The sequence below is a fragment of the Nocardiopsis sp. TSRI0078 genome, from assembly GCF_001905145.1.
In the GTDB taxonomy this organism is placed as follows: Bacteria; Actinomycetota; Actinomycetes; order Streptosporangiales; family Streptosporangiaceae; genus Nocardiopsis.
On the sequence record NZ_LWLB01000035.1, the window covers coordinates 1 to 23,396 of the forward strand.

General features: G+C 69.8%; 15 protein-coding genes and 1 pseudogene. 8 read left to right on the plus strand and 8 right to left on the minus strand.

Annotation, left to right across the window (positions count from 1 at the left end; all coding sequences use genetic code 11):
* Positions 1 to 1,040, minus strand: a 1,040-nt coding sequence (locus A6A08_RS22980) for a DNA cytosine methyltransferase (protein WP_242422834.1), incomplete at its 3' end; no start/stop codon positions are given.
* Between the two features lie 526 nt (positions 1,041 to 1,566).
* Between A6A08_RS22980 and A6A08_RS22985 the strand changes: the two genes are divergently transcribed.
* Both A6A08_RS22985 and A6A08_RS22990 read left to right on the plus strand, forming a co-directional pair.
* Complete coding sequence (locus A6A08_RS22985) at positions 1,567 to 4,977, plus strand: hypothetical protein (RefSeq protein WP_143181824.1); 3,411 nt, start codon at positions 1,567 to 1,569, stop codon at positions 4,975 to 4,977.
* Positions 4,978 to 5,005: 28 nt separating this feature from the next.
* Positions 5,006 to 10,420, plus strand: coding sequence for a DEAD/DEAH box helicase (locus tag A6A08_RS22990; protein ID WP_073704730.1), 5,415 nt, complete (start codon positions 5,006 to 5,008; stop codon positions 10,418 to 10,420).
* A gap of 283 nt (positions 10,421 to 10,703) precedes the next feature.
* Here A6A08_RS22990 and A6A08_RS27750 read toward each other — a convergent pair whose 3' ends face one another.
* From A6A08_RS27750 to A6A08_RS23015, 6 genes are all read right to left on the minus strand, one after another.
* A complete protein-coding gene (locus A6A08_RS27750) occupies positions 10,704 to 11,081 on the minus strand; it encodes an ABC transporter permease (RefSeq protein WP_158069300.1) in 378 nt (125 codons plus the stop codon).
* 12 nt (positions 11,082 to 11,093) lie between these two features.
* Positions 11,094 to 13,235 (minus strand): ABC transporter permease, encoded by a 2,142-nt coding sequence (locus A6A08_RS22995; protein ID WP_143181826.1) that lies wholly within the window; start codon positions 13,233 to 13,235, stop codon positions 11,094 to 11,096.
* A gap of 436 nt (positions 13,236 to 13,671) precedes the next feature.
* Positions 13,672 to 14,562: a dihydrodipicolinate synthase family protein gene (locus A6A08_RS23000; protein WP_073704731.1), complete on the minus strand. Its 891-nt coding sequence runs from the start codon at positions 14,560 to 14,562 to the stop codon at positions 13,672 to 13,674.
* Positions 14,563 to 15,053: 491 nt separating this feature from the next.
* Positions 15,054 to 15,281, minus strand: coding sequence for a DUF397 domain-containing protein (locus A6A08_RS23005; RefSeq protein ID WP_073705021.1), 228 nt, complete (start codon positions 15,279 to 15,281; stop codon positions 15,054 to 15,056).
* Positions 15,282 to 15,337: 56 nt separating this feature from the next.
* On the minus strand, positions 15,338 to 15,547 hold the full coding sequence (locus A6A08_RS23010) for a DUF397 domain-containing protein (protein ID WP_073704732.1): 210 nt from the start codon (positions 15,545 to 15,547) through the stop codon (positions 15,338 to 15,340).
* Complete coding sequence (locus tag A6A08_RS23015; protein WP_242422837.1) at positions 15,544 to 16,410, minus strand: helix-turn-helix transcriptional regulator; 867 nt, start codon at positions 16,408 to 16,410, stop codon at positions 15,544 to 15,546. Before A6A08_RS23015 ends, A6A08_RS23010 begins: the two co-directional genes overlap by 4 nt.
* Positions 16,411 to 16,606: 196 nt before the next feature.
* Between A6A08_RS23015 and A6A08_RS23020 the strand changes: the two genes are divergently transcribed.
* The 5 genes and pseudogenes from A6A08_RS23020 to A6A08_RS23040 all read left to right on the plus strand — a co-directional run bounded on the left by A6A08_RS23020 (position 16,607) and on the right by A6A08_RS23040 (position 21,623).
* On the plus strand, positions 16,607 to 17,122 hold the full coding sequence (locus A6A08_RS23020) for an ATP-binding protein (RefSeq protein WP_378699174.1): 516 nt from the start codon (positions 16,607 to 16,609) through the stop codon (positions 17,120 to 17,122).
* 10 nt (positions 17,123 to 17,132) lie between these two features.
* Positions 17,133 to 17,360 (plus strand): hypothetical protein, encoded by a 228-nt coding sequence (locus A6A08_RS23025; protein WP_073704733.1) that lies wholly within the window; start codon positions 17,133 to 17,135, stop codon positions 17,358 to 17,360.
* Positions 17,361 to 17,466: 106 nt separating this feature from the next.
* Positions 17,467 to 17,973: a hypothetical protein gene (locus A6A08_RS23030; protein WP_083609239.1), complete on the plus strand. Its 507-nt coding sequence runs from the start codon at positions 17,467 to 17,469 to the stop codon at positions 17,971 to 17,973.
* 172 nt (positions 17,974 to 18,145) lie between these two features.
* Entirely contained in the window at positions 18,146 to 20,689 is a 2,544-nt protein-coding gene (locus tag A6A08_RS23035) for a penicillin acylase family protein (protein WP_242422858.1), read from the plus strand.
* A gap of 56 nt (positions 20,690 to 20,745) precedes the next feature.
* Positions 20,746 to 21,623, plus strand: a pseudogene (locus tag A6A08_RS23040) (IS5 family transposase).
* 121 nt (positions 21,624 to 21,744) lie between these two features.
* On the opposite strand, the gene A6A08_RS23045 reads toward A6A08_RS23040, so the two are convergent.
* Positions 21,745 to 22,638, minus strand: a complete 894-nt coding sequence (locus tag A6A08_RS23045; RefSeq protein WP_073705025.1) for an oxidoreductase — start codon at positions 22,636 to 22,638, stop codon at positions 21,745 to 21,747.
* 80 nt (positions 22,639 to 22,718) lie between these two features.
* Here A6A08_RS23045 and A6A08_RS23050 point away from each other — a divergent pair, with 80 nt between their 5' ends.
* Positions 22,719 to 23,303: a TetR/AcrR family transcriptional regulator gene (locus tag A6A08_RS23050; protein WP_073704736.1), complete on the plus strand. Its 585-nt coding sequence runs from the start codon at positions 22,719 to 22,721 to the stop codon at positions 23,301 to 23,303.
* The last annotated feature ends 93 nt before the right edge of the window (positions 23,304 to 23,396 follow it).

The following is a 23,396-nucleotide window of genomic DNA, read 5'->3' on the forward strand; positions in this document are numbered from 1 at the left end:
TCCCAAACAGGCCCTAGCCCCTCGGGCTGCTCGGCAGGCGCTGCCGCACCTGCGTCAGCCGCCCGTAGGGCGGCAATGACGGATTCCCCCACCGCTTGGGCTACCGGGGGCGGGAAAGCGTTGCCGACCTGCCGGTAGGCAGCCGTCTTGCGGCCCTTGAACTCCCAGTCCTCAGGGAAGCCCTGGATGAGCGCGGCCTGGGCCACGGTCAGCTTCGGTCCCCTTTCCCCGAACAGGTCGCGGTCCTCGTCCTTGGTCTCGCCCAGAGCGTCAGCGACGCCGTGTGCGTCCACTCCCAGTTCAGCCCAGGCGCGTTTGGCCCGGGTAGGGCCCAGATCAGCTCCGCCGTGCTTCTTGGAGCCGCCGACCAAGGTGGGGGCGATTGACCGAGAAGCCTTCTCCAACCACTCGCTGTAGCGCCGCAGCACCTCTTCCCGCGGCCTCGAGGACGCTGCTTTATAGCGTTTGAGCATGCTCTTCTTCAGAGCCTGGGCAACGGTGACTTCCTGCTTTACACCGCGAGGCGGAAGGAAGAAGGAGGCATCTGGCTCGCGCATAGCGACCAGGATGGACCTGGGCCTCAACTGGGGCACCCCGTAGTCTCGGGCCTCCAGCACATCCCAGCCCAGGATTCGGTACCCCATAGCCTCCAGGCGCGCCCTGATCCTAGCGCGGTAGTCGGCGAACTTCTCGCGTGGTTCAAGCAGGCCGCGCACGTTCTCGATCATCACAGCTCGGGGCTTCAGCACCTCGGCTATGTCGAGCATGACGGGGAAAAGGTCCCGTTCGTCCTCTTCCCCCAGCTGCTTGCCGGCCACGGAGAAGGGCGGGCAGGGGACACCGCCCGCGAGCAGGCTCAGAGGGCCGTCCTTCAGCGCCTTTGCCTCCAGCTCGCCCATGTCGAAGTCGGTCAGGTCCCAGGACAGGACCTCACAGTTCTCCCAGTGCTGCTTGCGAGTGTTGTACTCCAGGGTCTGCACGGCGTGGGGGTCGACCTCGATGAGCGCCCGGTGGTGGAAGCCGGCGTTGTGCAGGCCCACGGCCTGCCCGCCTGCACCCGCACAGATCTCCAGGGACGTATACACGCCCGTACCACCCGACATTCTGCACCTTCCTGTCCGTTCCCAGCAGCCGGAGCGGCTTCCGTCGACACGGCATACATCGAACACCCGATCGGGCCTCGTATCCAACCACGATGGTGTCATGGGGGCGCAGGACGCTACCGGCGCGTCGTTGAAGGTTCTCATCGCGGGACCTAGATGCCTACGAAGTGCGATTCTACGCGTGCCTCAGGAGCTCCGCTCCTGTTTCCACAGGCTGCTGCAAGGTTGCCGTACCGTCAGCACCAGGCAGTGGGCTTGCCATCCGGACAGAACCGCCGAGGGCCTGCCGCCCGCACCGCCCTCCAGAGGCCCTCTCTGCATCACACATGCATCATTTTCGGGCAAAAGCCCCTGGCCGCCGACTTGCCCTGGTAGTTAAGTCGGAGTTGGAGTGAAGTAGAGCGGAGCCGAGAGTATGGGCGGGCGGGGACACCCGGGCAGCCAGGCGGCAGAGAAGTGCTACATGCAGTGGGCTGACGCCCTCGCCGACCACTTCTTCCATGACCGGGGCCAGTGGGCGCGACCCGTGGTGCTGTACGTCGACGACGAGATCGCAGGGGAGGTCCGGCAGAGGTACGGCCTCGCAGTGGATCTCGAATCAGCGGTGCGGCCTATGCTCTACCCGCAGTCCAAGACCGCTGTCTACCGGCGGATCGAACTATTGAGCACACGCTCTGCCCGGGCCAGCAGCCGACCGCCGGCTTCCCTGCCCCTGCTGGCCGCAACTGTGCTCGCAGCCTCACGGATGAAGCCGTCCGGAAAGCGCGGGCAGCCCCCCTACTACGAACCCCTGCGCAGGGTCCTCGGGGTAAAGCAGCCTCCCCCCGGACACCTCTGTACCGCCCAGAAGAACTTCCCTCGGGTCGTCGACCTGTGGAAGGGGCTGCGCAAGTGGGCGGAGAGCTGGGGAGGCAGGTACGGCGTACTGGTCCTTCCCCAGGACCCGCGCCCTTCCAGGATCGGCTATCCGCTGTCGCAGGCCCTGATCCGCAGGACGGACCACGAACCCCTGGACCGGTTCCTCACAGAGGTGCCCGGTACGTCCCACTGGAGCGGAGGGCAGCTGCTGGAAGGCCTGCGGGACTGGCAGAACGAACACCGCTCGGACTTCTCCAAGAAGTTCGCCGACCAGCTCCGCAGCGACGTCCTGACGGAGACGTGGTGCGACCTGCTGGAAGCCTTCAGGGACAGCCAGTACGGCAGGAAGGGGGCGGTGCCCGCTCCCCTGGAAGGCCGAGGAAGCATCCGGGTCTGGTTCGACCGCCGCAACCGGTCGTTCAGCTGGGTGGGGGAGTGGCCCGCCCCTGGGGGCCGGGACGCCTTCCAGGTGAGAGGGCCCACAGGAGAGCACAGTCTCGAACGCGTGCAGGACAGCAACCTCTACCTGGGCCTCAACGGGCTTCCCGTGACGTCCGAACGCCTGCTCAGCGGTTTCACCCTGGAAGGGGAGGACATCAGTCTGAACCGCTCCCCAACGCACGTCATCCCTCTCATCCAGAGCCCGGACATCGAGGGCTTCGTCGAGGCCGATGCCGCCCAGCTGTTCACTCAGTGCTGCCTGCTCGTACATTCCTCCGCCGCCCGCGCTGCACAGCAACTGCTGGAATACGCTCTGCCAGGAGCTAGGGAGATAACACGCAGGCGCTTGCCCGGCATGCCCCAGAACTGGTCGCTCTACATGCGGCTGCGGTTCGAGGACCCGGTGAGGCTCCGACAGGCGCTCAGCCGCTCCTCCTTGAAGCTCGGATTCGCCCGCTCCCCGGGGCGTATGAAGCTGTCGGGGGGCCTGAGGATCAGGTCTGTGCCGGAAACACGCACCTACCTGGACGAAGGGCTTCCCGAGATCGCTCTCAGCGGCGAACCCGTGGCAGGTGCGGACATTGACGGGCGTCCCCTCTCCGGAAATGCCGAGCGGACGCGTCTACGGCTCCCGGGAGACCTGCGGGAGGGCCCCCATGAGGTCACTGCGGACAATGCGGCCGCCCTGCGGTTCTCGGTCCGCGGAGAGGCAGTGGACAAGGCAGGGCGAGTCCCGGCCGAGTCGCAGTGCGGAACAGCGGTCGGGGAACGCGGCGCGGCAGCAGAGGCTGTCCAAGGACTTCCCGAGGCAGCCCCGCGTGTGAGGGGGTGCGCCTTCGAGAACCTCCCTGCCTCAGTCCTTCCGGCCGTGGCAGTCGCCCCCCGGGGCGCGGACCGCCTCTTCGCGGTCGGGAGCGACCTCAGCACCGTCGGACTCCGCCTGCCGGCCCGGCCGTCCTGGCGGGAGCGGGTCCCCCAGCTCTCCGGAAGCGATCGGTTCGAAGTCGAGATCCGCAACGGAAGCGGCTGGCTCGTGCAGAGCGCAGGCGACTTCTCCCGGGTCAGCTCCTTCTCCCCCCCTCCAAAGGGCTCCTCCACGGGCCCGGATGCCTCCCCCGTGGTACGCGAACTGCTCAACGAGGCACCCCGCGTTGCCCATCAGGTCCAGGAACCGCGCGCAGGTGCCTGGAAGGCCCCGCCGGAGGAGCACGGCGACGTCCTGCTCCGATGGGTAAGCGAACTCGGCTCGGGATCCGTCTCAGAGCTCCGCAGCGGACTCGAGTGGTATGCACGCTCTTCCGGGCTCCCCGACGACCGCGGCGCGGTCTGGGGATGGATAGGGGCCATGAGCGCGCTGGGCCACCTGGACGTGGCATGGCGCAACAGCACATGGTCCTGCTCTCCCCCCGCGGTCACACGGGTCCCCTACTCCGACGGCCTGGCCGCCGTCACCGGGGAGCGGAGGCGCTCGGCGCTGAAGACCCTCCTGGACCGCGGCCCGTCCCTGGGCCTGGAGGCCATGTGGGTCCGACCGCCCTGCCCTCCAGGGGAGCTGCCGCTCCCCATGAGCCTCCTCCTCAGCCACTGGTCCCCCGACCAGCTCGGGGAGCTGGCCTCCCTGACCGGAGCCGAGTACACACCGTGCTTCGCCTTCCAGGCCGCAACAGTGCTTCCCGGCACGAAGACGGAGGAGGTTGCCGCCGGTCCGCGTTTCGATGTCCGCGTCAGCCGCTATACGCCCTTTTCGAGAGAGGGGACGGGCCTGTGGACCGAAGTGGAAGGGCGTCTAAAGGACGGCCTCTACCGATGGCGGAAGACGGACTCCCGCACGGTGTTCCGGCTGCGGCGGGGAGGGTCCTGGTTCAAGCTCCCGAAGGAGGTCGGCGTCTACGCAGAACTGCAGCGCAACGGGATCTCCGTGCTCTCCTGGACGCAGGAGCCCGGCCCGGGGCGGTGGCGGATCGGCAGCCTGGCCGTGCACCGGAACGCCCCGCTGCCCCCTCTCCACGCCAGGACCGCGACCCTGTGTAGCGGCCTTCCGGCGCGCACAGGCCCTGGCGGCGCGTACGTGTACGACAACGTGCCGTGGCGCATAGCGCGCGCGATCGCCGAGAGCCTGGGGCAGCGGGTCTTCGTCGGTATCCGGCAGACTGCCGAACCACCTCGGAGCGATAGTCCACCGCCCTCCGCCGAAACTGCACCAGAACTGTCCGCCCCCGGTCCCCGCATCTCCGAACAGGACAAGGACACCCCCTCAGGAGCGGACAGCACGCCTGGACCAGCCCCGGTGCCCGCCGCACGCCGTCCCCGCAGCAACAGCCGGTTCCGCGAGCGCATCGACTTGGGCGGCGGCTTGAGCGTCACCGTCGACGAGGCGGAGCTCGCTCTCAGCAGGGCTGCGGAGGACTTCCGCCGACAGCAGAGGCTAGGAGAGCGGGAGCGAGCGGTGACTGAGCGGATGCGCATCAGCCAGGGAATCCGCGAATTCGACTCGGCGACATGCGCATGGATCAGGAAGGTGATGGCCGAACAGGCCGGGAAGACCGTGTCCCCCGCTGACCGGATGTACCGCTGACCCCGCAAACCCAGAGGGAAACGAGCCGATGGACGTACTGGGAACCTTCGACGCAGCACGCGAAGCCCTCTTCCGCTACTACGATACCCCTTTCGGGATCGACAACCCCGAGGTCCAGAAGAAGCGGAGGGAACTCCTCGACCGGGACGGGCAGGCCTGGCGGGAGCCGATGCTCGAGATCCGCCCCCGCTACAGGAGTTCAGGCGTGCCCCTGGCGCAGTCATTCGCCGAGGCGGGGGCCCCGGCCGACCTGTTCCCGCTGGCCTCCGCCGGTCTGCTCGGAGGCGTCAAGGAGCTCCACTCCCACCAGCACGAAGCGCTCGTCCACGCCTTCCGAGAACGGCGGAACGTCGTGGTGACGGCCGGCACGGGCTCGGGCAAGACGGAGTCGTTCCTGCTCCCAGTCCTGGCCTCGCTTGTCGCCGAATCGGCCTCCTGGACGGGCGGACCAGCACCGGAGAACGCCTGGTGGCGCTCGCCGGGAAGGGAGTTCACCGCGCAGCGCGAGGGAGAAACCGGGCGCAGGGCGGCAGTGCGCACTGTGGTCCTCTACCCGATGAACGCCCTGGTCGACGACCAGGTGGTCCGGCTCCGCAAAGCCCTGGACAGCCCTGCGGTCAGGGCATGGCTGGACTCCAACCGGCACGGCCACCGCTTCTACTTCGGCCGCTACACCGGCGCCACCCCCGTCCCCGGGGAGCCCGGCACCAAAGCAGCCCTGGAAAACCTGCGCAGCTACCTGTCCGCAACCGAGGAGCGGGGAGCCGCAGCCGAAGCGAACGCGAACCGCGATGCGCGGTACATGCTCCCCCGCCTCGACGGCGCCGAAATGCGGTCACGCTGGGACATGCTCTGCTCCCCTCCCGATGTCCTCGTCACGAACTTCTCGATGCTCAACGTCATGCTGCTGCGCCCGAGGGAGGACGACTTCTTCCAGCAGACCCGTGCATGGCTCGACAGCGATCCCGCCGCGGTATTCCGGATCGTCGTTGACGAGCTGCACTTGTACCGAGGTACGGCCGGAACCGAGACCGCGTACCTGCTCCGCAACCTCCGGCACCGCCTCGGGCTCGACGACAGGCCGGACCGGCTCCAAGTCCTAGCCGCATCCGCCTCCCTGGAGAAAGGACGCGACGAGGGCTTCCTCGCGGAGTTCTTCGGCCTGGAAGCGGACAGCTTCGAAGTCCTCCGGGGGGAGACGGTGAAGCCCCTGTCAGCCGTTGTCGACCTGTCGGACCATGCTGACGTCTTCGCACAGGCCTCCGGACAGCGGTCCGGGGCAGCGGAGTCACGAGCCCTCCTCGAGCGCACGCGTGCAGCCGACGCGCTCCAGAACGCCCTGACCGACAACGGAAAGCCGGTAGCCAGGCCCGTTCCGGAGATCGCAGGAGCGCTCTTCCCCCGCGAGGACGCCGAGACGTCCCGGAAGGCCGTACGCGGCGTCCTCTCAGTCCTCCGCAGCGCTGATACCAGGAGCCAGAACCTGCCCAAACTGCGGGTCCACTACTTCTTCCGCAACATCTCCGGGATGTGGGCGTGCTCCGACCCGGCCTGCCCGGACGCCGACCGTCCTCAGGACGCGGACCGGACTGTCGGCCGCCTTTTCACAAGGCCGACAACACGGTGCACATGCGGCGCGAGGGTATTGGAGCTGCTCTACTGCCAGACCTGCGGGGACCTGTACCTGGGCGGATACACGAGCACAGGTGCGAATGCGAACCCCGGTGCGTTCGAGGGCAGCCTGCTGGCCGACCTGCCCGAACTGGAGAAGCTCCCCGAACAGGTGCGCACCGGCGCGGCTGCCGCCAACTACGTGGTCTACTGGCCCCGCACGGACTCCCTCCTGCTGGACAAGCCGAAACGGCGCAGGGCCGCGCCCTGCAGGCAGCAGTTCACCTTCGAATTCCGGCGCAGCCGTTACGAGCCCTCGACCGGGCGACTGGCCAACAACAAGGCGGAGCCGACCGGCTGGTCGTTCCACGTCACTTCCCCCGCCTCCGGGAGGGGGACTTCCCTGGAGCAGATCAGCCCGTTCCCCACCGAGTGCCCGCGCTGCGGAGACGACTGGGAGATGCCCCGGCTCAAGGGGGACCCGCTCCCGATCACGGACCCTCTGAGGCTGCGCTCACCGATCCGCACGATGCGCACCGGCTTCGAGAAGGTCAACCAGGTGCTGACCTCCGCCCTCCTCTCAGCCCTGCCCGAGAACGAGCGGAAACTGATCGCCTTCTCCGACAGCCGCCAGGACGCGGCGAAACTGGCCGCAGGCATCGGATTGCGCCACTACCAGGACATGCTCAGGTTCGCCCTCGCCGAGGCAGTACGGAAACAGGGTGATCCGGTGGGAGATCTGGAACTGGTGCGAGCGGCTTACCAGGAGCTCCCGGGAACGAACCGCGACTTGGCGCGCAGTGCCCACCAGAGACTGAAGGCCCGGTACAAGGAGGAGGTGCTCGAGCTGGCTGAGATCTGGAAAGGGAGCCCCTTCGCCGAACCGTCCAGGGAAGAGGAACTGGTGCAGAGGGTCACAGCCCTGCCGTCCCTGCATCTCCAAGCCACACTCATAGAGGCGCGCCTCCTGGAGGCAGGCTTCAACCCCGGAGGTCCTAAGGCGTCCCTGCAGAACGATGAAGGCGCGAACGCTACTCCCTGGACCCGCCTCTACGCCTGGCCCGACGGTGACGGCTCGGCCTCCGGGCAGCCCGTCCGGCCGGTGCCGTCCGCAGCGATGAGCCGGGAGCAGGACGACCTCCGCCGGAGGATCGGCGAATCCCTCACTAAGGAACTCCTCGACGGGCTGTTCGCAAGCGCCAGACGCGACTTCGAGTCGCTCGGTCTCGGCTGGCTGTGCAGGTCCGATGACAACAAGCCCTCTGAGGGGGCGGGCCTCGGCACCGCACTCGCGCGGGCCAGCCTGAGGGTGCTGGGGCAGCGGAAGCGCTTCACCGGCCTCCGCGACGGAGCCGACGCGCCCCCGGCACCGCTCAGGAGGTTCTGGGAAGCCGTCGCCGAGAAGCACGGGATGGGAGCCGAACAGGTCCGGGAGCTGGTGGAGGCCTCATGGGGCGATGCAGTCACCGAGTACCTCATCCACCCTGAGCGCGTGTCCATACGCCCGGGTACAGGAGCCGTATGGACGTGCGGCAACTGCCGGATGCCCCACCTCCACTCCGGAGCGGGCGTCTGCACCAAGTGCTTCCGGCCCCTGCCCCCAGCTCCTGTGGAAGCACCGCCCGTCGAGGACGACTACTACACCTGGCGGGCAGCTGCGGAGGAAGATGTAACCCGGCTCCACTGCGCGGAACTCACCGGCCAGACCGACCGCATCGTAGCGCAGTCCCGCCAGGCGCATTTTCAAGACGTCTTCCTGGACCACGGCGAGGTCCCCCGGGCGGACGGAGTCGACCTGCTGTCGGTCACCACGACCATGGAGGCCGGCGTCGACGTGGGAGCACTCAGCGCGGTCCTGCTCGCCAACGTCCCGCCCACCCGCTTCAACTACCAGCAGCGGATCGGTCGCGCAGGACGCCGCGGCAGCCACGCGGCAGCCGCCCTCACCGTGTGCCGCGGGCGGAGCCACGACGACTACTACTTCCAGAACCCCCACCGCATCACCAACGAGCCCACACCGCGCCCGTACGTATCGATGGACATGCCCGAAGTGTTCCGGCGGGCGCTCCTGAGCGAAGTACTGCGGCAGGCCTTCTCCGACGTCTGGAGCCGAGCGGACACCGGCGAAGCGGATCCGACCAACAACACGCACGGGCGGTTCGGCACCGCAGAGGACTGGGGCGGGCACAAGGAGCACATCGCCCGGTGGATTGAGGACAACCCGGGCCGCATCCGCGGCATCGCCGCAGCCCTGCGCCTGGGCACCCGCGGCCCTGTCACCGGAGGCGACCCAGTGGAGATCGTCAGGGAGCTGCTGCCCGGTGTGGACCGGGCCGCGGAACGGGCGGCTGGCCACCGCGACCTGAGCCAGAGACTCGCAGAAGAGGGCCTCCTTCCCATGTACGGCTTCCCCACCCGGGTGAAGTACCTCTTCACAGAGCCGCCCAAGAGGACCTTCCCCTGGCCTCCCGCAGGCGCCATCGACAGGGACCTGTCCATCGCGATCGCCCAGTTCGCACCGAACGGGGAGACCGTCAGGGACGGCCGCGTGTACAGGGCGAACGGCATCGCGGCGTTCGAGCCCTGGGGGCGCAAGCCCAAACCGGTGGAGGATCCCCTCGGTGCCGAGGTCTCCGTCGGCCTGTGCCATCGGTGCGGACACATCGACGAGACCCCCGGCAGTGACGCCTCCGACCCTGAGTGTGACGCATGCGGAGCAGCAGCACCGTCCTACGCCGTCCTCCCGATGCGCGAGCCGGCCGGTTTCCGCTCCGACCGGCCCAGGGATTTCGACGGCACGTTCACCTGGTCACCCCGGTCGACCGCAGCCAGGGCGGCGGCCGACATGGAAGCCCTCGAGCACACAGACCAGGAGTGGCTCACTGTCCGCTCCGGGCGCGGCAAACGCTACGCGGTGAACGACAACGCCGGACACCTGTTCCGCTTCCGCCCCGCCAAGCCGACCGACCCCTGGTCCGGTTACCTGGCCACTGAGGGGCCGCTTCCGGAAGGGGGTGTGGCCACGGCTCTAGGGGCCTCCCAGCACACCGACCTGTTCTTCCTGGGAGCCGGGTCCGGAACGGAGGCCGACCGCGGGGTCCGCGTCGACCTCGACACCTCATCAGACGCCTCCGGCGACGTCCTCGGGCGCCGGGCCGCCTGGTTCTCCCTCGCTGCGCTCCTCCGACGGGCAGCCGGGCCCTTCCTCGACGTCTCGCCCAATGAGTTCGTCGCGGGGATCTGCGGTTCCCCCTCCCGAACTGCCGGACCCGTCTACGCCTACCTCGCCGACACCTTGGAGAACGGGGCCGGGTACTGCACACATCTCGCAACCCCCGGAGTACTGGGCCGTTTCCTCGAGCAGATCGACTCCTATACGGCGGAACTGACTTCGGACCACGGAACCTGCGCAGGTTCGTGCCCGGACTGCCTGCGCGACTACTCCAACATGCCGGTGCACCCCCTCCTGGACTGGAGGCTCGCCAGGGACCTGTTCGACCTGCTCCGCGGACGCGACATGAGGGTGGAGACCGGACTGCAGGATAAGCTCCTACGCCGATGGGCGGAGAGCTACGCCCCCGGCTCCGAGGAACTGTCGACCCCTGACGGCCTCGTACTCCTAGTCGACGACCTGCTTCACTGCGACGGACCTACACCAGTCGCGGTGAAGCACCCCCTGGAGGGCCTCGGCAACAAGAGACTGGCGACGCTTGAGTCCGCTTCCCGAGAGCAATTCGGGCACGGGCGCATCCTGTTCGCGGACCAGTTCACCCTGGACCGCACACCGGCTACCTTCGTCACCGCGCTCGCGGATTGGGAGCCCCAGCTCTGAGAAGCCCGTTGCCGCTACTTCAAGCAGCTGCCGCCGCGTTCAGGCGTTTATGAAGCCCACGCCTGTCAGGGCAGGCGCCTGAAGTCCGCTCCTCCGCTGACCATCTGGTCGAGGTGCTGGATTCCTGAGCTCACCGTGGGGGCGGGAGCGAGCGGCACCGGTGTCCTCCCCCATCGCGATCCAGGCCGGATTCCCTTCCCGGCCTTGGTGGGGATCAACGCGCACGCGTGGCAGGCCCCGGCCGGCGGCGATGCGGAACCGCCGCCGGCCGGGGCCTTTCCGGTCATTGGTCGGTCAGGGACTCGGTGATCGAGGCGCGGGCGGCCCTGCGGGCGGGCAGCACCCCGGCGAGCAGGCCGACCAGCCCGGCGCACACGAGGAAGACCGCGATCTCACCCGCCGGAAGGGCGAACAGCGTTCCCTCCACCATCGTCCGCCCCGCCAGGGCGCCGAAGACCACGCCCAGGGCGACGCCGACGACCGCGCCGATCCCCGAGACGATCACGGCCTCGGTCGCGAGCATGAGCCGCATCTGTCCCCGCGACAGCCCCAGGGCGCGCAGGAGCGCGGACTCGCGGGTGCGTTCCAGGACCGACAGGGCCATGGTGTTGGCGATGCCGAACACCGCGATGACGATCGTCAGCGCCAGCAGCCCGAGCACGGCCAGGAACAGCTAGTCCATCATGCCCGTGTACTGCTCCTTGATCGCCGCGGAGTTGTTCAGGGCGACGGTCGGCTCGTCCGCGACCACCGACTCCAGTTCGGCGCGCGCCCGTTCCTGGGGCACCCCGTCGGCCAGGGCCACGTACACGATGTCGTCGCTGTCGCGTTCGAAACCGGCGGCGAAGTCCTCCAGCGGGAGCGTGACCTCGGGGAGGATGCTCTCCCGGTCGGCGATCGCCGCGACCTCGACCTCCCGCCGGCCCTTCCCGGTCGTGACCGGGACCGTGTCCCCGACGCCCGCGCCCAGCTCCGCCGCCGCGTCCGCCCGGAGCACGGCTGTGCCCGGGGCCGCGTCCAGTCCGCCCTCCAGGACCGCCTCCCCGGCGGCCTCCTGGAGTGAGATCCCGGTGACCGCGCCCACCCGCGCCGTACGTGCGGCGACCTCGGCGTCCACGCTCCGCACCGTGTAGACCTCGGCGAAGTCGCCGTCCTCCCGGAGCCGCCGCGCGACGTGCCCGGGGATACCCGTGTCCTGCTCGTCGTAGTACTTGGAGAGCATGTAGTCGATGGGGAACCGCTCGTCGAGCTTGTGGTCGATCGTCCGCTCCATGGTGCTGCTGACCACCGAGAAGCCGGTGACGAGCGTGACCCCCACGGTGAGGGCGGCCATCGCGGTCGCGGCCCGCCTGGGACTGCGCCGGGAGTTGTCGGCGGCGAGCATGCCCGGCACCCCGGTGCGCCACAGCGGCCGGGCCACCAGGGACGTCAGCGCGCTCACCGACAGGGGGCCCAGGACCAGGACCCCGACGAACGCGAGCAGACCCGCGGCGGCGACCATGCCCATGGCGGTCTGCCCCGGCTCGGCCCGCAGGGCGAACGCGCAGACGGCGGCGGAGACGGCGAGGAACGGCAGCGCCGCCGCGACCCGCAGCACACCGGTCCGGCGCCCTCCGGGGGCGTGCGCGGTGGCACCGGTGCGCAGCGCGGCCAGCGGCGGGACGCCGGTCGCACGCAGGGCCGGGACCAGGGCGGACACCAGTGTCACGGCGGTGCCGACGGTCAGGCCCACCGCGATCGCCGTCGGTGTGATGACCGGTGCGGTGGCCATGTCCGGATCGACCGCGCCGAGCACCGCGAACCCGCCCGCGCCCAGCCCCGCGCCCGCGGCCGCTCCGACGGCGGAGGAGAGCAGGCCCACGATGAGGGCCTCCAGCAGCACGGAGCGGAAGACCTGGGCGCGCGTGGCGCCGACACAGCGCAGCAGGGCCATCTCGGTCTGGCGCTGGGCGATGAGGATGGCGAAGGTGTTGTAGATGACCAGCCCGCCGACGAACACCGCGACCCCGGCGAACAGCAGCAGCGCCATGGTGTAGACCTCGGCCTGGAGGCTGGCGGCGTCGGACAGGAGCGCCGCGTACTCCCGCCCGGTGGTGACGTCGACGCCCTCGACCCCGGCCGCACCGACGACCTCCGCCACGGCCTCGGCGACCTCCTCCTGCGACCATCCGTCGGCGCCCACGACGTCGATCTCCACGAAGTCGTCACGGCCGGTCATCGCGGCGGCGGTGGCGGGGGTGTAGAACAGGGTGCCCCGGAAGTTCATCAGGGAGTCGACTCCGGCGTTGACCAGGCCGACGACGGTGAACTCGTGCGTTCGGCCGTCGGCGCCGTGCACCTGCACCCGGTCGCCGACTCCGTGGCCGGTCTGGCGGTGCGTGGCGGTGGCGAGCGCGACCTCGTCGGCGGACCGAGGCCCACGCCCCTCGACGACGGGATAGCGGTGCAGGGCCTCCTCGCCCGACAGCGACACCGCCAGGGTCGCCACCTGGCCCGCCGCGCGGCCGCGTTCGTCCAGCAGGGCGGCGCTGCCGTGGACCAGGCCCGCGGCCGCGTCGACCTCCGGAAGCGCGCGGACCTCCCGCAGGAGCTCCCCGTCGAGCCCGGTCGGCGCGGCGCCCTCGTCCCGGTCGGCGACGGCGAGCGCGTCGAACTCGTCCACGCCGCTCAGGGCCTGCTTGCTGTAGCTCTCGCGCATGGTGTCGGTGAAGACCAGCGTTCCGGTGACGAACATGACGCCCAGCACGATGGCCAGGGCCGTGGTGAACAGACGGCCCCGGTGCAGGCGCAGGCCCGCCAGGGTGGTGCGCAGCATCTCAGGCCACCGTCCCGGTGCCCGTGTTCGGCTCTCGCGTCATCCGGTTCTCTCCGTGTCCTCGTCCTTGTGGGCCACGGGGAGCCTAGGTCCGGAGAGTCCTCCGGCACCTCTGGCGAAAGCAAGGACCTGGCTCGGTTTCCGGGAGGAGCTTCGTGCCTCCCGACCCCCTTCTTTCGTGGGTGCCGGGGCCGACTTCCGGCGATGCCCGCGGCCGCGGCTCGGAGCGGTGATGCCGGCGCGGGAGTGGAGAGGCCTCTACCGGTTCGACCGACAGGGCACAGGGGCGGGGTCAGGGTGCGATCCCACGCTTCCCACAGCAGACGGGCCTCGGATGGTGAAGCGCTCAAGCGGGGAGACCAGCGCCGCCGAGAGCGTGGGCGCGGCGGCCACGACATGGCGGGTCACCCCCACCTGGTGCGTGCGCTGGTGCGGTTCATGCCAGGTGCAGTTCCTCGGCCAGGCGGGCCACCCGCTCCCGGTCGGCGCTGGAAAGGCCCAGGACGGGGCGGGGGAGACAATGCGGAGCGACCAGTCCCAGGTGTTCGGCGATCGCGGCGGTCACGCGCAGGCTGCCGTGGGCGGCGAACATCTCCCACAGCGGCCGCAGCCGCTCCGACTCGGCCACAGCGGACGCGGCGTCACCGTTGAGGGCGGCGCGGGCCAGGGGCAGCACGGTGTCGGGCACGGTGCCTCCCACCACGGAGAACCAGGCCTGGCAGCCGGAGTTCAGCCCGGTGGCGGCGGCGCCGTCGCCGGAGACCCCGATGCTCACATGGTCGGGAACGGCTGCGCGGATCGCGCCGACGCGCTCGCGGGCGGCGGCCGAGTCGAGCGGGACCGGGGGGATCTTGATCGCGGCCACGTTGGGCAGCTCGGCGATGCGCGCGTACAACTCGTTCGAGAAGGTGAAGTGCGTCGTGCCCGGGTTGTCGTAGACCACCAGCGGCACCGACAGGTCCGCGGTGACCTCCTCGTAGAGCCCGAACACCTCCTCGTCGGTGAGCTGCTGGTAGCTCACCGGGGCCAGCAGCACAGCGGCCGCCCCGGCTTCCTGGGCGTCCTCGGCCAAGGCGCGCACCCGGGAGGTGCGCAGCGCGCCGATACCGACGAGCACCGGCACCTCACCCGCCGAGCGCACGGCGGCCCGGGCCACCCGAGCACGCTCCTCACGGTCCAGGTAGGCGTAGGAGCCGGTCGATCCCAGCGCACCGATCGAGTCGACACCCGCCTCGACCAGGCGGGTAATGAGTCCGGTGTAGGCCTGCTCGTCGAAGCGGTCATCGTTCAGCGGGGTCAGGGGGAAGGCGCTCAGGCCGGTGAACATGGTCTCTCCTGGTTGATCGGGCAAGGATGGCGGACCACCGGGCGGCGAAGGCTTCGGCGTGCGCGGGAAGGACGGTGGAGGTGGTGGCCCGGACGGCCGACCAGCATGTCAGGCTGAACAGCGTCCCGGTGCGCACGGCCCCCGCCCGTGGTCGGCCGAGTCCTCGACCACGGCCGACGCCGGGACACCGGTCAGCGGGATCCACACGTTGCCCCCGTCCGCCCCCGGCAACCAGGCAGGTCGCGAGCGGCCGACGCGTCGGTCAACAGTCTGCCCATCGCGACCGGGTCCCTGATCCGGGTCCTGCGCATGGCCCGGGCATCCGGGGATGGCGGATGGTGCGCCGAGGTTCTCGCGGAGCTGGGTCACCAGGCCGCCTACATCGGACGGCCGGCCGAAGCCGTGGACCTGGCGGAAAAGGCAGCCGGGAAACGGACCGTTGGCCCATCTCGGTTCGGGGACTCCGGGCGGTTCCGGGGTGCCCGGTGCGGCTACGGCTGGCGCGCTTTGAGAGTGCTGAGGAGACCGGCCCACTCAGGACTGGCGAAGGTGAGGTGGCCGAGCTCGCGGTTCTGGGTGTCGCGGATCAGAACGCTCCGCCCTTCCGCCGCCTCCACACAGTCACCACCGTTGGTGCTGTAGCTGCTCTTGTGCCAGCCAGAGATCTCGACACACTGGGGACCGTCGGGGTTGCTGTGACTGCTCTTACGCCACCTCATGTACCGCTCCTCCACGCCGTTGGACACCTGGGGTAGTTCCGAGGTACCCGATGCGACTACGGCTGACGCGCCTTGAGGGTGGCGAGCAAGCCGTTCCACTCAAGGCTGGCGAAGGCGAGATGACCGAGCTCGCGATGCTGCGTGTCACGCACCAGAACACTCCGCCCTTCAGAGACCTCAATACAGTTTCCACCGCCACCACCGGAGTAGCTGGACTTGTGCCAGGCCACACGCTCGGCCTCGTTGAAAACCACCTTGTGCCTCATCCTTCGTATCGTTCGCTGCGGACGCTCTGGATGCGTTTGACGGATTCCTCGGGGTTCCAAGCCTGGTGCTGGACACGCTGAAAGATGCGCGAGAAGAGGTCGATGTCAGGGTCCTTCTCCAAGTAGAGGGCACCTGCCCGGTACTCAACGAGAACGACGTCCCCGAAGCTGACATCAGCCAGCAGGTCAGGGAACTGCATGAGGACGAAACTTCCTTCGCTGGCGGCATGGGCACCAGACTCGAAAGGTAGGACCCGGAGATCCACGTTGGGCAGCTCCGCACGTTCCACCAGGAACGAGAGCTGTTCACTCATGATCTTCGCGCTACCGATGGTGCGGTAGAGGGCGCTCTCGTTGACCACCGCGTTGAACTGGAGAGGCGGATCCTCGGTCAGGCGTTTCTGACGTTGCATACGCACGGTGACATGAGCTTCCACCTGTTCGTCCGAATCGGCATCGACATCGGCCGAGAGCACGGCACGGGCGTAGTCGGCAGTCTGGAGCAGCCCGGGGATGGTGCCGTCCTCGTAGTTCAGCACGGTGTGCGCTTCGGATTCCAGGCCGACGTAGGACTCGAACCACTCGGGAATGTCCCGGTGCCTGTGCCACCAGCCGAGTTCCTTCTGTCTGGCCAGGTCGACGAGTTTGTCTCGGTCCTCTTGGGACAGCCCGTAGAACTCGCTGAGCACGTACACGACCGGTACGGGCCAGGGGTTCTCCGCCTTCTCGTACTTGGTCAGCGTGCCTGGGCTGATGTCGGCGTGGCGAGCCGCGGTCCCGCTCTTGATACCCGCCCGGATACGGGCGCGCTTCATGACGCGGGCGATGGTGCGCCGGGTGACGCCTGCTGGGCTCTGCCCCACCGATGACCTCCAGGAGCCGGGATGTGTCCAGTTTGGCGCATCCCTACCCAGAGAGCCAACTTGTGGCAATCAGCCTTCGCGCAAATTTCTCTAGAATCCATTGCGCATCGCCCTGCGTGTCTGCATACTCATTGCTTGGAGACAGACACACCAGGTGACTGTTGGCCTAAGGGGATTTGCGATGGACAGGTTTGGCGTGCCTCGACCGAGGCGGGCGGTGGAGGAGGAGTGGCGGGCGCCCGGGAGCGGGCTGCCGCGCCGGTTCCCCAGCGGGGGCACGGGAACGCGCACGGCGTTCTTCGGCTCCCAGCCTTCGCAGGCTGCGCAGATCCGCAGCTGGTGCCAGCGGGGCGTCCGCCTGCCCGCGCACCGCGCCTTCCCGGTGCTGCTGGTGGTGAGCGAGCTGGTGGCCAACGCCTGGCGGCACAGCGCTTCCGGCGCCGAATGCGGGCGGGTGAGGGTCCAGATGCGACACCTGCTGGAGCGCGTCCTCCTCGTGGCGGTCACCGACGACGGGCCGCGCCCCGGACAGCCCCTACACGTACCCCGGTTGGCCTCGGAAGCCGACGCCTTGACCACGTGCGGTCGGGGTCTGCGCCTCGTGGACCGGCTGTCCGTGGAGTGGGGCTGGGACGGCGAACCCGGCAGGCCCCTGACGGTCTGGGCGCACATCAACCCCTACGCGCCCGTGCCCGAGACCGTCGAGGCCTGAGGAACACGGCATGGCGTGGGACCGCGGCCAGGACGACGCCCAGTACGAGGCCGCCCGCCTCCTGGAGCAGCTTCACCACCCCTGGTGGTGGGTGCTGTGGGGACCGGGCTCGCGCCGCTTCTTCGCCTTCCACCTCGGCCCTCACCACGTCGCGCCGCTGAGCGCGGCCACGCCGCACCAGCTCGACGAGCAGATCCGCGCCACCGGGCGGGAAGCGCAGCCCCACCGGGGCCAATGACACCCGCCCGAACGCGAACCCAGAAGAAAAGAAGACGCCCCGAACCGGTGCTTGCACCCACCAGGCCGGGGCTCGATCAACCACCTGAGCAAGCAGGAGGAAGACCGTGGAACACCACCCTAGCGGGAGGCACCGCAGGCCCCGCCAGAGCCTGGCCGGACGCGTGTGGGCGCTGACCGCCGCACTGCTGGCCGTCGCCCTGGCCGCCGTGTTCGTCCCGCAGCACCCCCAGTGCCTCCGGCGCCCCCAGCCCCAGAGGGCCGCGATCACGCCGCCGCCCCATCGCCGGGAACTGCCGCCCGCGCCCTCGCGGCGGCGGCCAGGCGCCCAGGACCCGCCGGACTTCCCGGCCGATGACGTCTGGCGAAGGAGCGACCACCGCGACGACAGGCGCGGGACCGATCCCGACGAGGCCGCGGGCGCCCTGGTCCGCCCCTACATGCCCCCGCTCCCCCGGATCCCGGTCGGCGACCTGCTGGCCGAACCCAGCGAGCCCACCGGGCCCGCCGCCCCCGTCAGCCCCACCGAACCCGCCGCGCCCTCCGGGGACACGGCCGACGACATGGGCGACCTCGCCGCGGTGATCCGCCTCTACCTCGACCGGGTTGGGTGAGCCGACCGCGGGGAAACACTCCAACGGGCGGTGCCCGCCGCGGACACCGCCCGTTCACCGCCGCCTCCACGGGGATCCACCGGGACCTACCAGTTGGTAACAATTGGGATCACGTGTCGCCCGTCTCTGGATACCGTGACCGGGCGCACTCTAGGGTTCCGCCATGGGTGTAATGCGTAAGCGTGTCCTCGTTCGTGTGCTTTTGGGCCTTCTCTCCACCGCCGTGGTGCTGGCCCTGGTCGGCGCGCTCCTGGGAGTGTGGACGGTCCGCAGGTCCTTCCCCGAGACCTCCGGAGAACTCACCGTCCCGGGCCTGGAGTCCTCCGTCACCGTGCTGCGCGACGAGTACGGCGTCGCCCACGTCTACGCGGACAACACCCACGACCTCTTCATGGCGCAGGGGTTCACGCACGCCCAGGACCGCTTCTGGGAGATGGACTTCCGCCGCCACGTCACGGCGGGGCGCACGGCCGAGCTGTTCGGCCCCGACCAGGTGGAGACCGACGCCTACCTGCGCACCATGGGCTGGCGGCACGTCGCCGAGCAGGAGTACGACCTCCTCGCCCCCGAGACGCAGGGGTACCTGGACTCCTACGCGGCCGGGGTCAACGCCTGGCTGGCCGAGAACGACGGGGCGGAGGCCAGCCTGGAGTACGGGCTGCTCGAAGTGCTCAACGGCGGCCACGAGATCGAGGAGTGGACCCCGGTCGACAGCCTCGCCTGGCTCAAGGCCATGGCCTGGGACCTGGGCGGCAACATGCAGGAGGAGTCCGAGCGCGCCCAGCTGATCGACGCCGGACTGACGAAGGAGCAGGTCGAGGAGCTCTACCCGACCTACCCCTTCGAGGAGCACCGGCCCATCACGGACACCGACGAGCACGGGGCGGCCGGAACCGGGGCCGGGAGCGAGAGCGGCCTCCGGGAGGCCGACGAGCACCGCTCCCCCGAGCTTCCCGAGGGCGCCGTCCCCGCCCTCGCCGACGTGGCCGAGACCGCCGCGTCGCTCCCGCGGATGCTCGGCCCCAGCACCAGCCCCGACCTCGGCTCCAACTCGTGGGTGGTCGGCGGCGAGCACACCGAGAGCGGCAAGCCCCTGCTGGCCAACGACCCCCACCTGGGCGCGGCCATGCCCTCCACCTGGTACCAGATCGGACTGCACTGCACCGAGCTGACCGAGGCCTGCCCCTTCGACGTCAGCGGGTTCAGCTTCTCCGGCCTGCCCGGCGTGATCATCGGCCAGAACGAGTCGATCGCCTGGGGCTTCACCAACGTCAACCCCGACGTCATGGACCTGTACGTGGAGCGGATCGAGGGCGGGAACTACGTGGTCGACGGCGAGACCCGACCGCTGGAGACCCGCGAGGAGACCATCAGGGTCGCGGGCGGCGAGGACGTCGACATCACCGTGCGCTCCACCCACCACGGGCCGCTGCTGTCCGACACCGGCGCGGGCTCCGACCTGGCCTCGATCGCGGAGGAGCCCGACCTGGAGGGCGCCGGAGAGGGCGAGTACGCCGTCGCCCTGCAGTGGACCGCGCTGACCCCGGGGACCACGGCGGACTCCATCTTCACCATGAACCGCGCCCGCGGATGGGACGACTTCCGCGAGGCGGCCAGCCAGTTCGACGTCCCGGCGCAGAACCTCATCTACGCGGACGACGAGGGCAACATCGGCTACCAGACCCCCGGCACGGTGCCGGTCCGCGGCGAGGGCGACGGCCGCTACCCCGCCCCCGGCTGGGACTCCGACCACGACTGGAAGGAGTACATCCCCTTCGACGAACTGCCGAGCGTGTACAACCCCGAGTCGGGGGTCATCGTCACCGCGAACCAGTCGGTCGTGGACGCGGACTACGAGCACATGCTCACGGGCGACTGGGACTACGGCTACCGGTCGCAGCGGATCAACGACCTGCTCGACGAGGCGATCGCCGAAGGTCCGGTGACCGGTGAGGACATGTCGCGCATCCACATGGACTCGTTCCACGGCGGCGCCGTCGACGTCGTCCCGTACCTGCTGGAGGCGGACGTGGAGGGCACCACCGCACGGGCGCAGGAGCAGCTGGGGGACTGGGACCTGTTCACCGGCGAGGACTCCGCCGGTGCCGCGTTCTACCAGGCCACCTGGCGCCACCTGCTGCCGCTGCTGTTCGACGAGCTGGAGCCGCTGACCATGAGCGGCAGCTCGCGCGGGATGTACGTGGTCTCGGAACTGCTGGAGGACCCGGAGTCGCACTGGTGGAAGGGTGAGCGGGCCAGCGGGCGCGAGGAGGTGCTCGCCGCGGCGATGGACGCGGCGGCCGAGGAGCTGTCCGAGCGGCTGGGCGAGGACCCCGCCGACTGGCGCTGGGGCGACCTGCACACCCTGACCGCGACCCACGAGTCGTTCGGCACCTCGGGCATCGGCCCGGTCGAGTGGCTGTTCAACCGGGGTCCGGTGGAGAGCTCCGGCGGGTCCAGCATCGTCAACGCCACCGGCTGGGACCCGACCGAGGGGTACGCCGTCACCGCGGTGCCGTCGATGCGGATGGTGGTGGACCTGTCCGACCGGGACGCGTCCACGTGGGTGCACCTGACCGGCAACTCGGGCCACGCGTTCCACGACCACTACGACGACCAGCTGGAGCTGTGGAGCCGGGGCGGGACCCTGCCGTTCGCGGTCAGCGAGGAGGCGGTCCGCGAGGCCGCCGCGGACGAGCTGGTCCTCAAGCCCTAGGCACTGTTTTTTGGAAGTGGGAGCGGAGCGGGGCTCACGCTGGCATCGTGGTTGACGTGCCTGGCCGTCATGAACTCTCCGATGCCGAGTGGGCCCTGCTCGCCCCGCTCCTGCCCGCCGACCCTGCCAAGGGCAAGAAGTGGGCCGATCACCGCAAGGTCATCAACGCGATCCTGTTCCGCGCCCGCACCGGCATCCCCTGGCGCGACCTACCAGAGCGCTACGGTCCCTGGGAGACCGCCGCCGGGCGCCACCGCCGCTGGTCCCTGGACGGCACCTGGCAAAGGATCGCCGACCGGCTGCGCATCGACGCCAACAGCGGCGAAGAGCTCATCGCGAGCATCGACTCCACCACTGTCCGGGCCCATCAGCACGCTGCCGGGGCAGCGAAAAAGGGGACGCAGCGCGGGAGGAACCGGACGGGGCCGAAGCACTCGGACGCTCCCGGGGCGGGCTGACCACCAAGATCCACCTGATCGCCGATCAGTACCGGCGCCCGCTGGTACTGGCCACCAGCCCGGGCCAGCGTGGGGACGCACTCATGTTCACACCCCTGATGGGCGACCTGCGATTGCCGCGCACCGCGGGACGATCGCGCACCCGCCCGGACCGGTTGCTGGGCGACAAGGCCTACTCCAACAGAGCCAGCCGAGCCCATCTGCGCCGCCGTAAGATCAAGGCGACCATAGCCCAACCCCGTGACCAGCGCGAACACCGCCGACGCAAAGGTTCGGCGGGTGGTAGGCCCCCGGCTTTTGACCGGGTGGCCTACCGGGGCCGCAACACGGTGGAGCGGGCGATCAACCTGCTCAAGCAGAACCGGGCGGTCGCGACCCGCTATGACAAGCGGGCCGCGATCTACGACGGCACGGTGCAGGTGGCCTCGATCCGGATCTGGCTCCGCGACCTGACCCGTTCAAAAAACACGCCCTAGGCGGCCGCTCGGCGGGCCCCGACCGGTGCCGGATCCTCCGGCGCGGCGGGGCCCGGCGTGTGTCCGGGCGTGTGGTGGAGGGCGCGGGCGGAGCGGGGACGGGGCGTGGGAGGGGTGGGCGTCAGATCCGGTCGGCGGCCCGGAGCGGGAAGGTGACCCCGGTGAGCTCCTCCGAGAGGGTCCACAGGCGCTTGGCGGCGCGGCCGTCCCAGGCCTCCTCGCTCCGGCTGGAGAGGGCGGGGGCGCCGCGCGTGCCTCCCATGGCCTTGGGTCCGGCGTAGGCCGCGCCGGGCACGTCCTGGGTGGCGGCGAAGATCGTGGGCAGGGCGCCGTTGGCGGCGCTCTGGGCGAAGATCCTGTTGCCCAGCAGCGCGATCCCGCGGGAGAACGGGTTGGCGCCGTGGCTCTGCAGGTTGGTCGCCGCGTAACCGGGGTGGGCGGCGGTGGAGAGCACCGGGGAGCCGACGGCCTCCAGACGGCGCTGGAGTTCCAGCGTGAACAGCAGGTTGGCGAGCTTGGACTGGGAGTAGGCCCTGTAGGGGGTGTAGCTCCGTTCCAGGTTGACGTCGTCGAAGTCGATGCCCCGCGCCATCCGGTGGAAGCTGGAGGAGACGGTGACCACCCGGCCCGTGACGTGTTCCAGGAGGAGGTTGGTCAGGGCGAAGTGGCCGAGGTGGTTGGTGCCGAACTGCAGCTCGAAACCGTCCTTGGTCCTGCCCTGGGCCACCGCCATGATGCCCGCGTTGTTGACGAGCAGGTGGATGTCGCCCCGCCACTGTTCGGCGAAGGAGCGCACGGACGCCAGATCCGCCAGGTCCAGGCGGCGCACCTCGGTGTCGCCGTTGACGGTGTCGGCCGCGGCACGGCCCCTCTCCTCGTCGCGTACGGCCATCACGACGCGCGCGCCGGCCCTGGCCAGTACACGCGTGGTCTCGACGCCCAGGCCGCTGTTGGCTCCGGTGACGACCGCCGTGCGGCCGCTGAGATCGGGGATTCTGACCGCTGTGGTGTCCATCTCGCCACGGTAGGCGAGCTCCCGGGGGTTGTCCACGGGAGCAATGATGACGATGGAAACATCCGTTTATCCTGGGTCTCATGGCCGATCGCCCCTACCACCACGGAGACCTGCGCGCCGCTCTGCTCACCAGCGCCGAGCGCGCCCTGGCCGAGCGCGGTCCCGCGGCGCTGTCCCTGCGCGAGCTCGCCCGTGAGGCGGGGGTCAGCCACGCCGCTCCTGGCCGCCACTTCAGGGACAAGCAGGCGCTGCTGGACGCGCTGGCCCTGACCGGCTTCGAGCGGCTGATCGGACGGTTGGAGGATGCGGCCGCCTCCGGAGGGGACGTCCGCGCCCAGGTCCTCGCCCTGGCCAGAACCTACGTGGGGTTCGCGGCCGAGCACGAGGCGCTGCTCGACCTCATGTACACGCGCAAGCACGATCCCGACGTCTCCGAGCAGCTCTCCGACGCCGTGTCGCGGCTGCTGGACCTGGTGGTACGGCCCCTCCTCGACGGCCAGGCCGCCGGTGAGATCGCCGAGGGAGATCCGGTGACCCTCGCGTTCACCGTGTCCGCGACCCTGCACGGCCTCACCGTGTTCAGCGCCACGGCCTCCCCCGAGGAGATCGAGGCGGCCCTGGCGGACGTGGTCCGCGTGCTCTTCGAGGGCCTGGCCCCGCGCTGACCCGGACCCGCGCCGGCTCCCCGGCCGAAGCCGGTCGGCTGGCGGGATCGCTGCGGAAGCACGGGGTCCGGGCCGGAACCACCGGGCTCCCCC

Coding starts and splice junctions, on each gene's coding strand:
- A6A08_RS22985 (WP_143181824.1), top strand. CDS start 1,567: ATGCAGTGGGCTGACGCCCTCGCCGACCACTTCTTCCATGACCGGGGC.
- A6A08_RS22990 (WP_073704730.1), top strand. CDS start 5,006: ATGGACGTACTGGGAACCTTCGACGCAGCACGCGAAGCCCTCTTCCGC.
- A6A08_RS22995 (WP_143181826.1), bottom strand. CDS start 13,235: ATGCTGCGCACCACCCTGGCGGGCCTGCGCCTGCACCGGGGCCGTCTG.
- A6A08_RS23000 (WP_073704731.1), bottom strand. CDS start 14,562: ATGTTCACCGGCCTGAGCGCCTTCCCCCTGACCCCGCTGAACGATGAC.
- A6A08_RS23005 (WP_073705021.1), bottom strand. CDS start 15,281: ATGAGGTGGCGTAAGAGCAGTCACAGCAACCCCGACGGTCCCCAGTGT.
- A6A08_RS23010 (WP_073704732.1), bottom strand. CDS start 15,547: ATGAGGCACAAGGTGGTTTTCAACGAGGCCGAGCGTGTGGCCTGGCAC.
- A6A08_RS23025 (WP_073704733.1), top strand. CDS start 17,133: ATGGCGTGGGACCGCGGCCAGGACGACGCCCAGTACGAGGCCGCCCGC.
- A6A08_RS23035 (WP_242422858.1), top strand. CDS start 18,146: ATGCGTAAGCGTGTCCTCGTTCGTGTGCTTTTGGGCCTTCTCTCCACC.
- A6A08_RS23045 (WP_073705025.1), bottom strand. CDS start 22,638: ATGGACACCACAGCGGTCAGAATCCCCGATCTCAGCGGCCGCACGGCG.
- A6A08_RS23050 (WP_073704736.1), top strand. CDS start 22,719: ATGGCCGATCGCCCCTACCACCACGGAGACCTGCGCGCCGCTCTGCTC.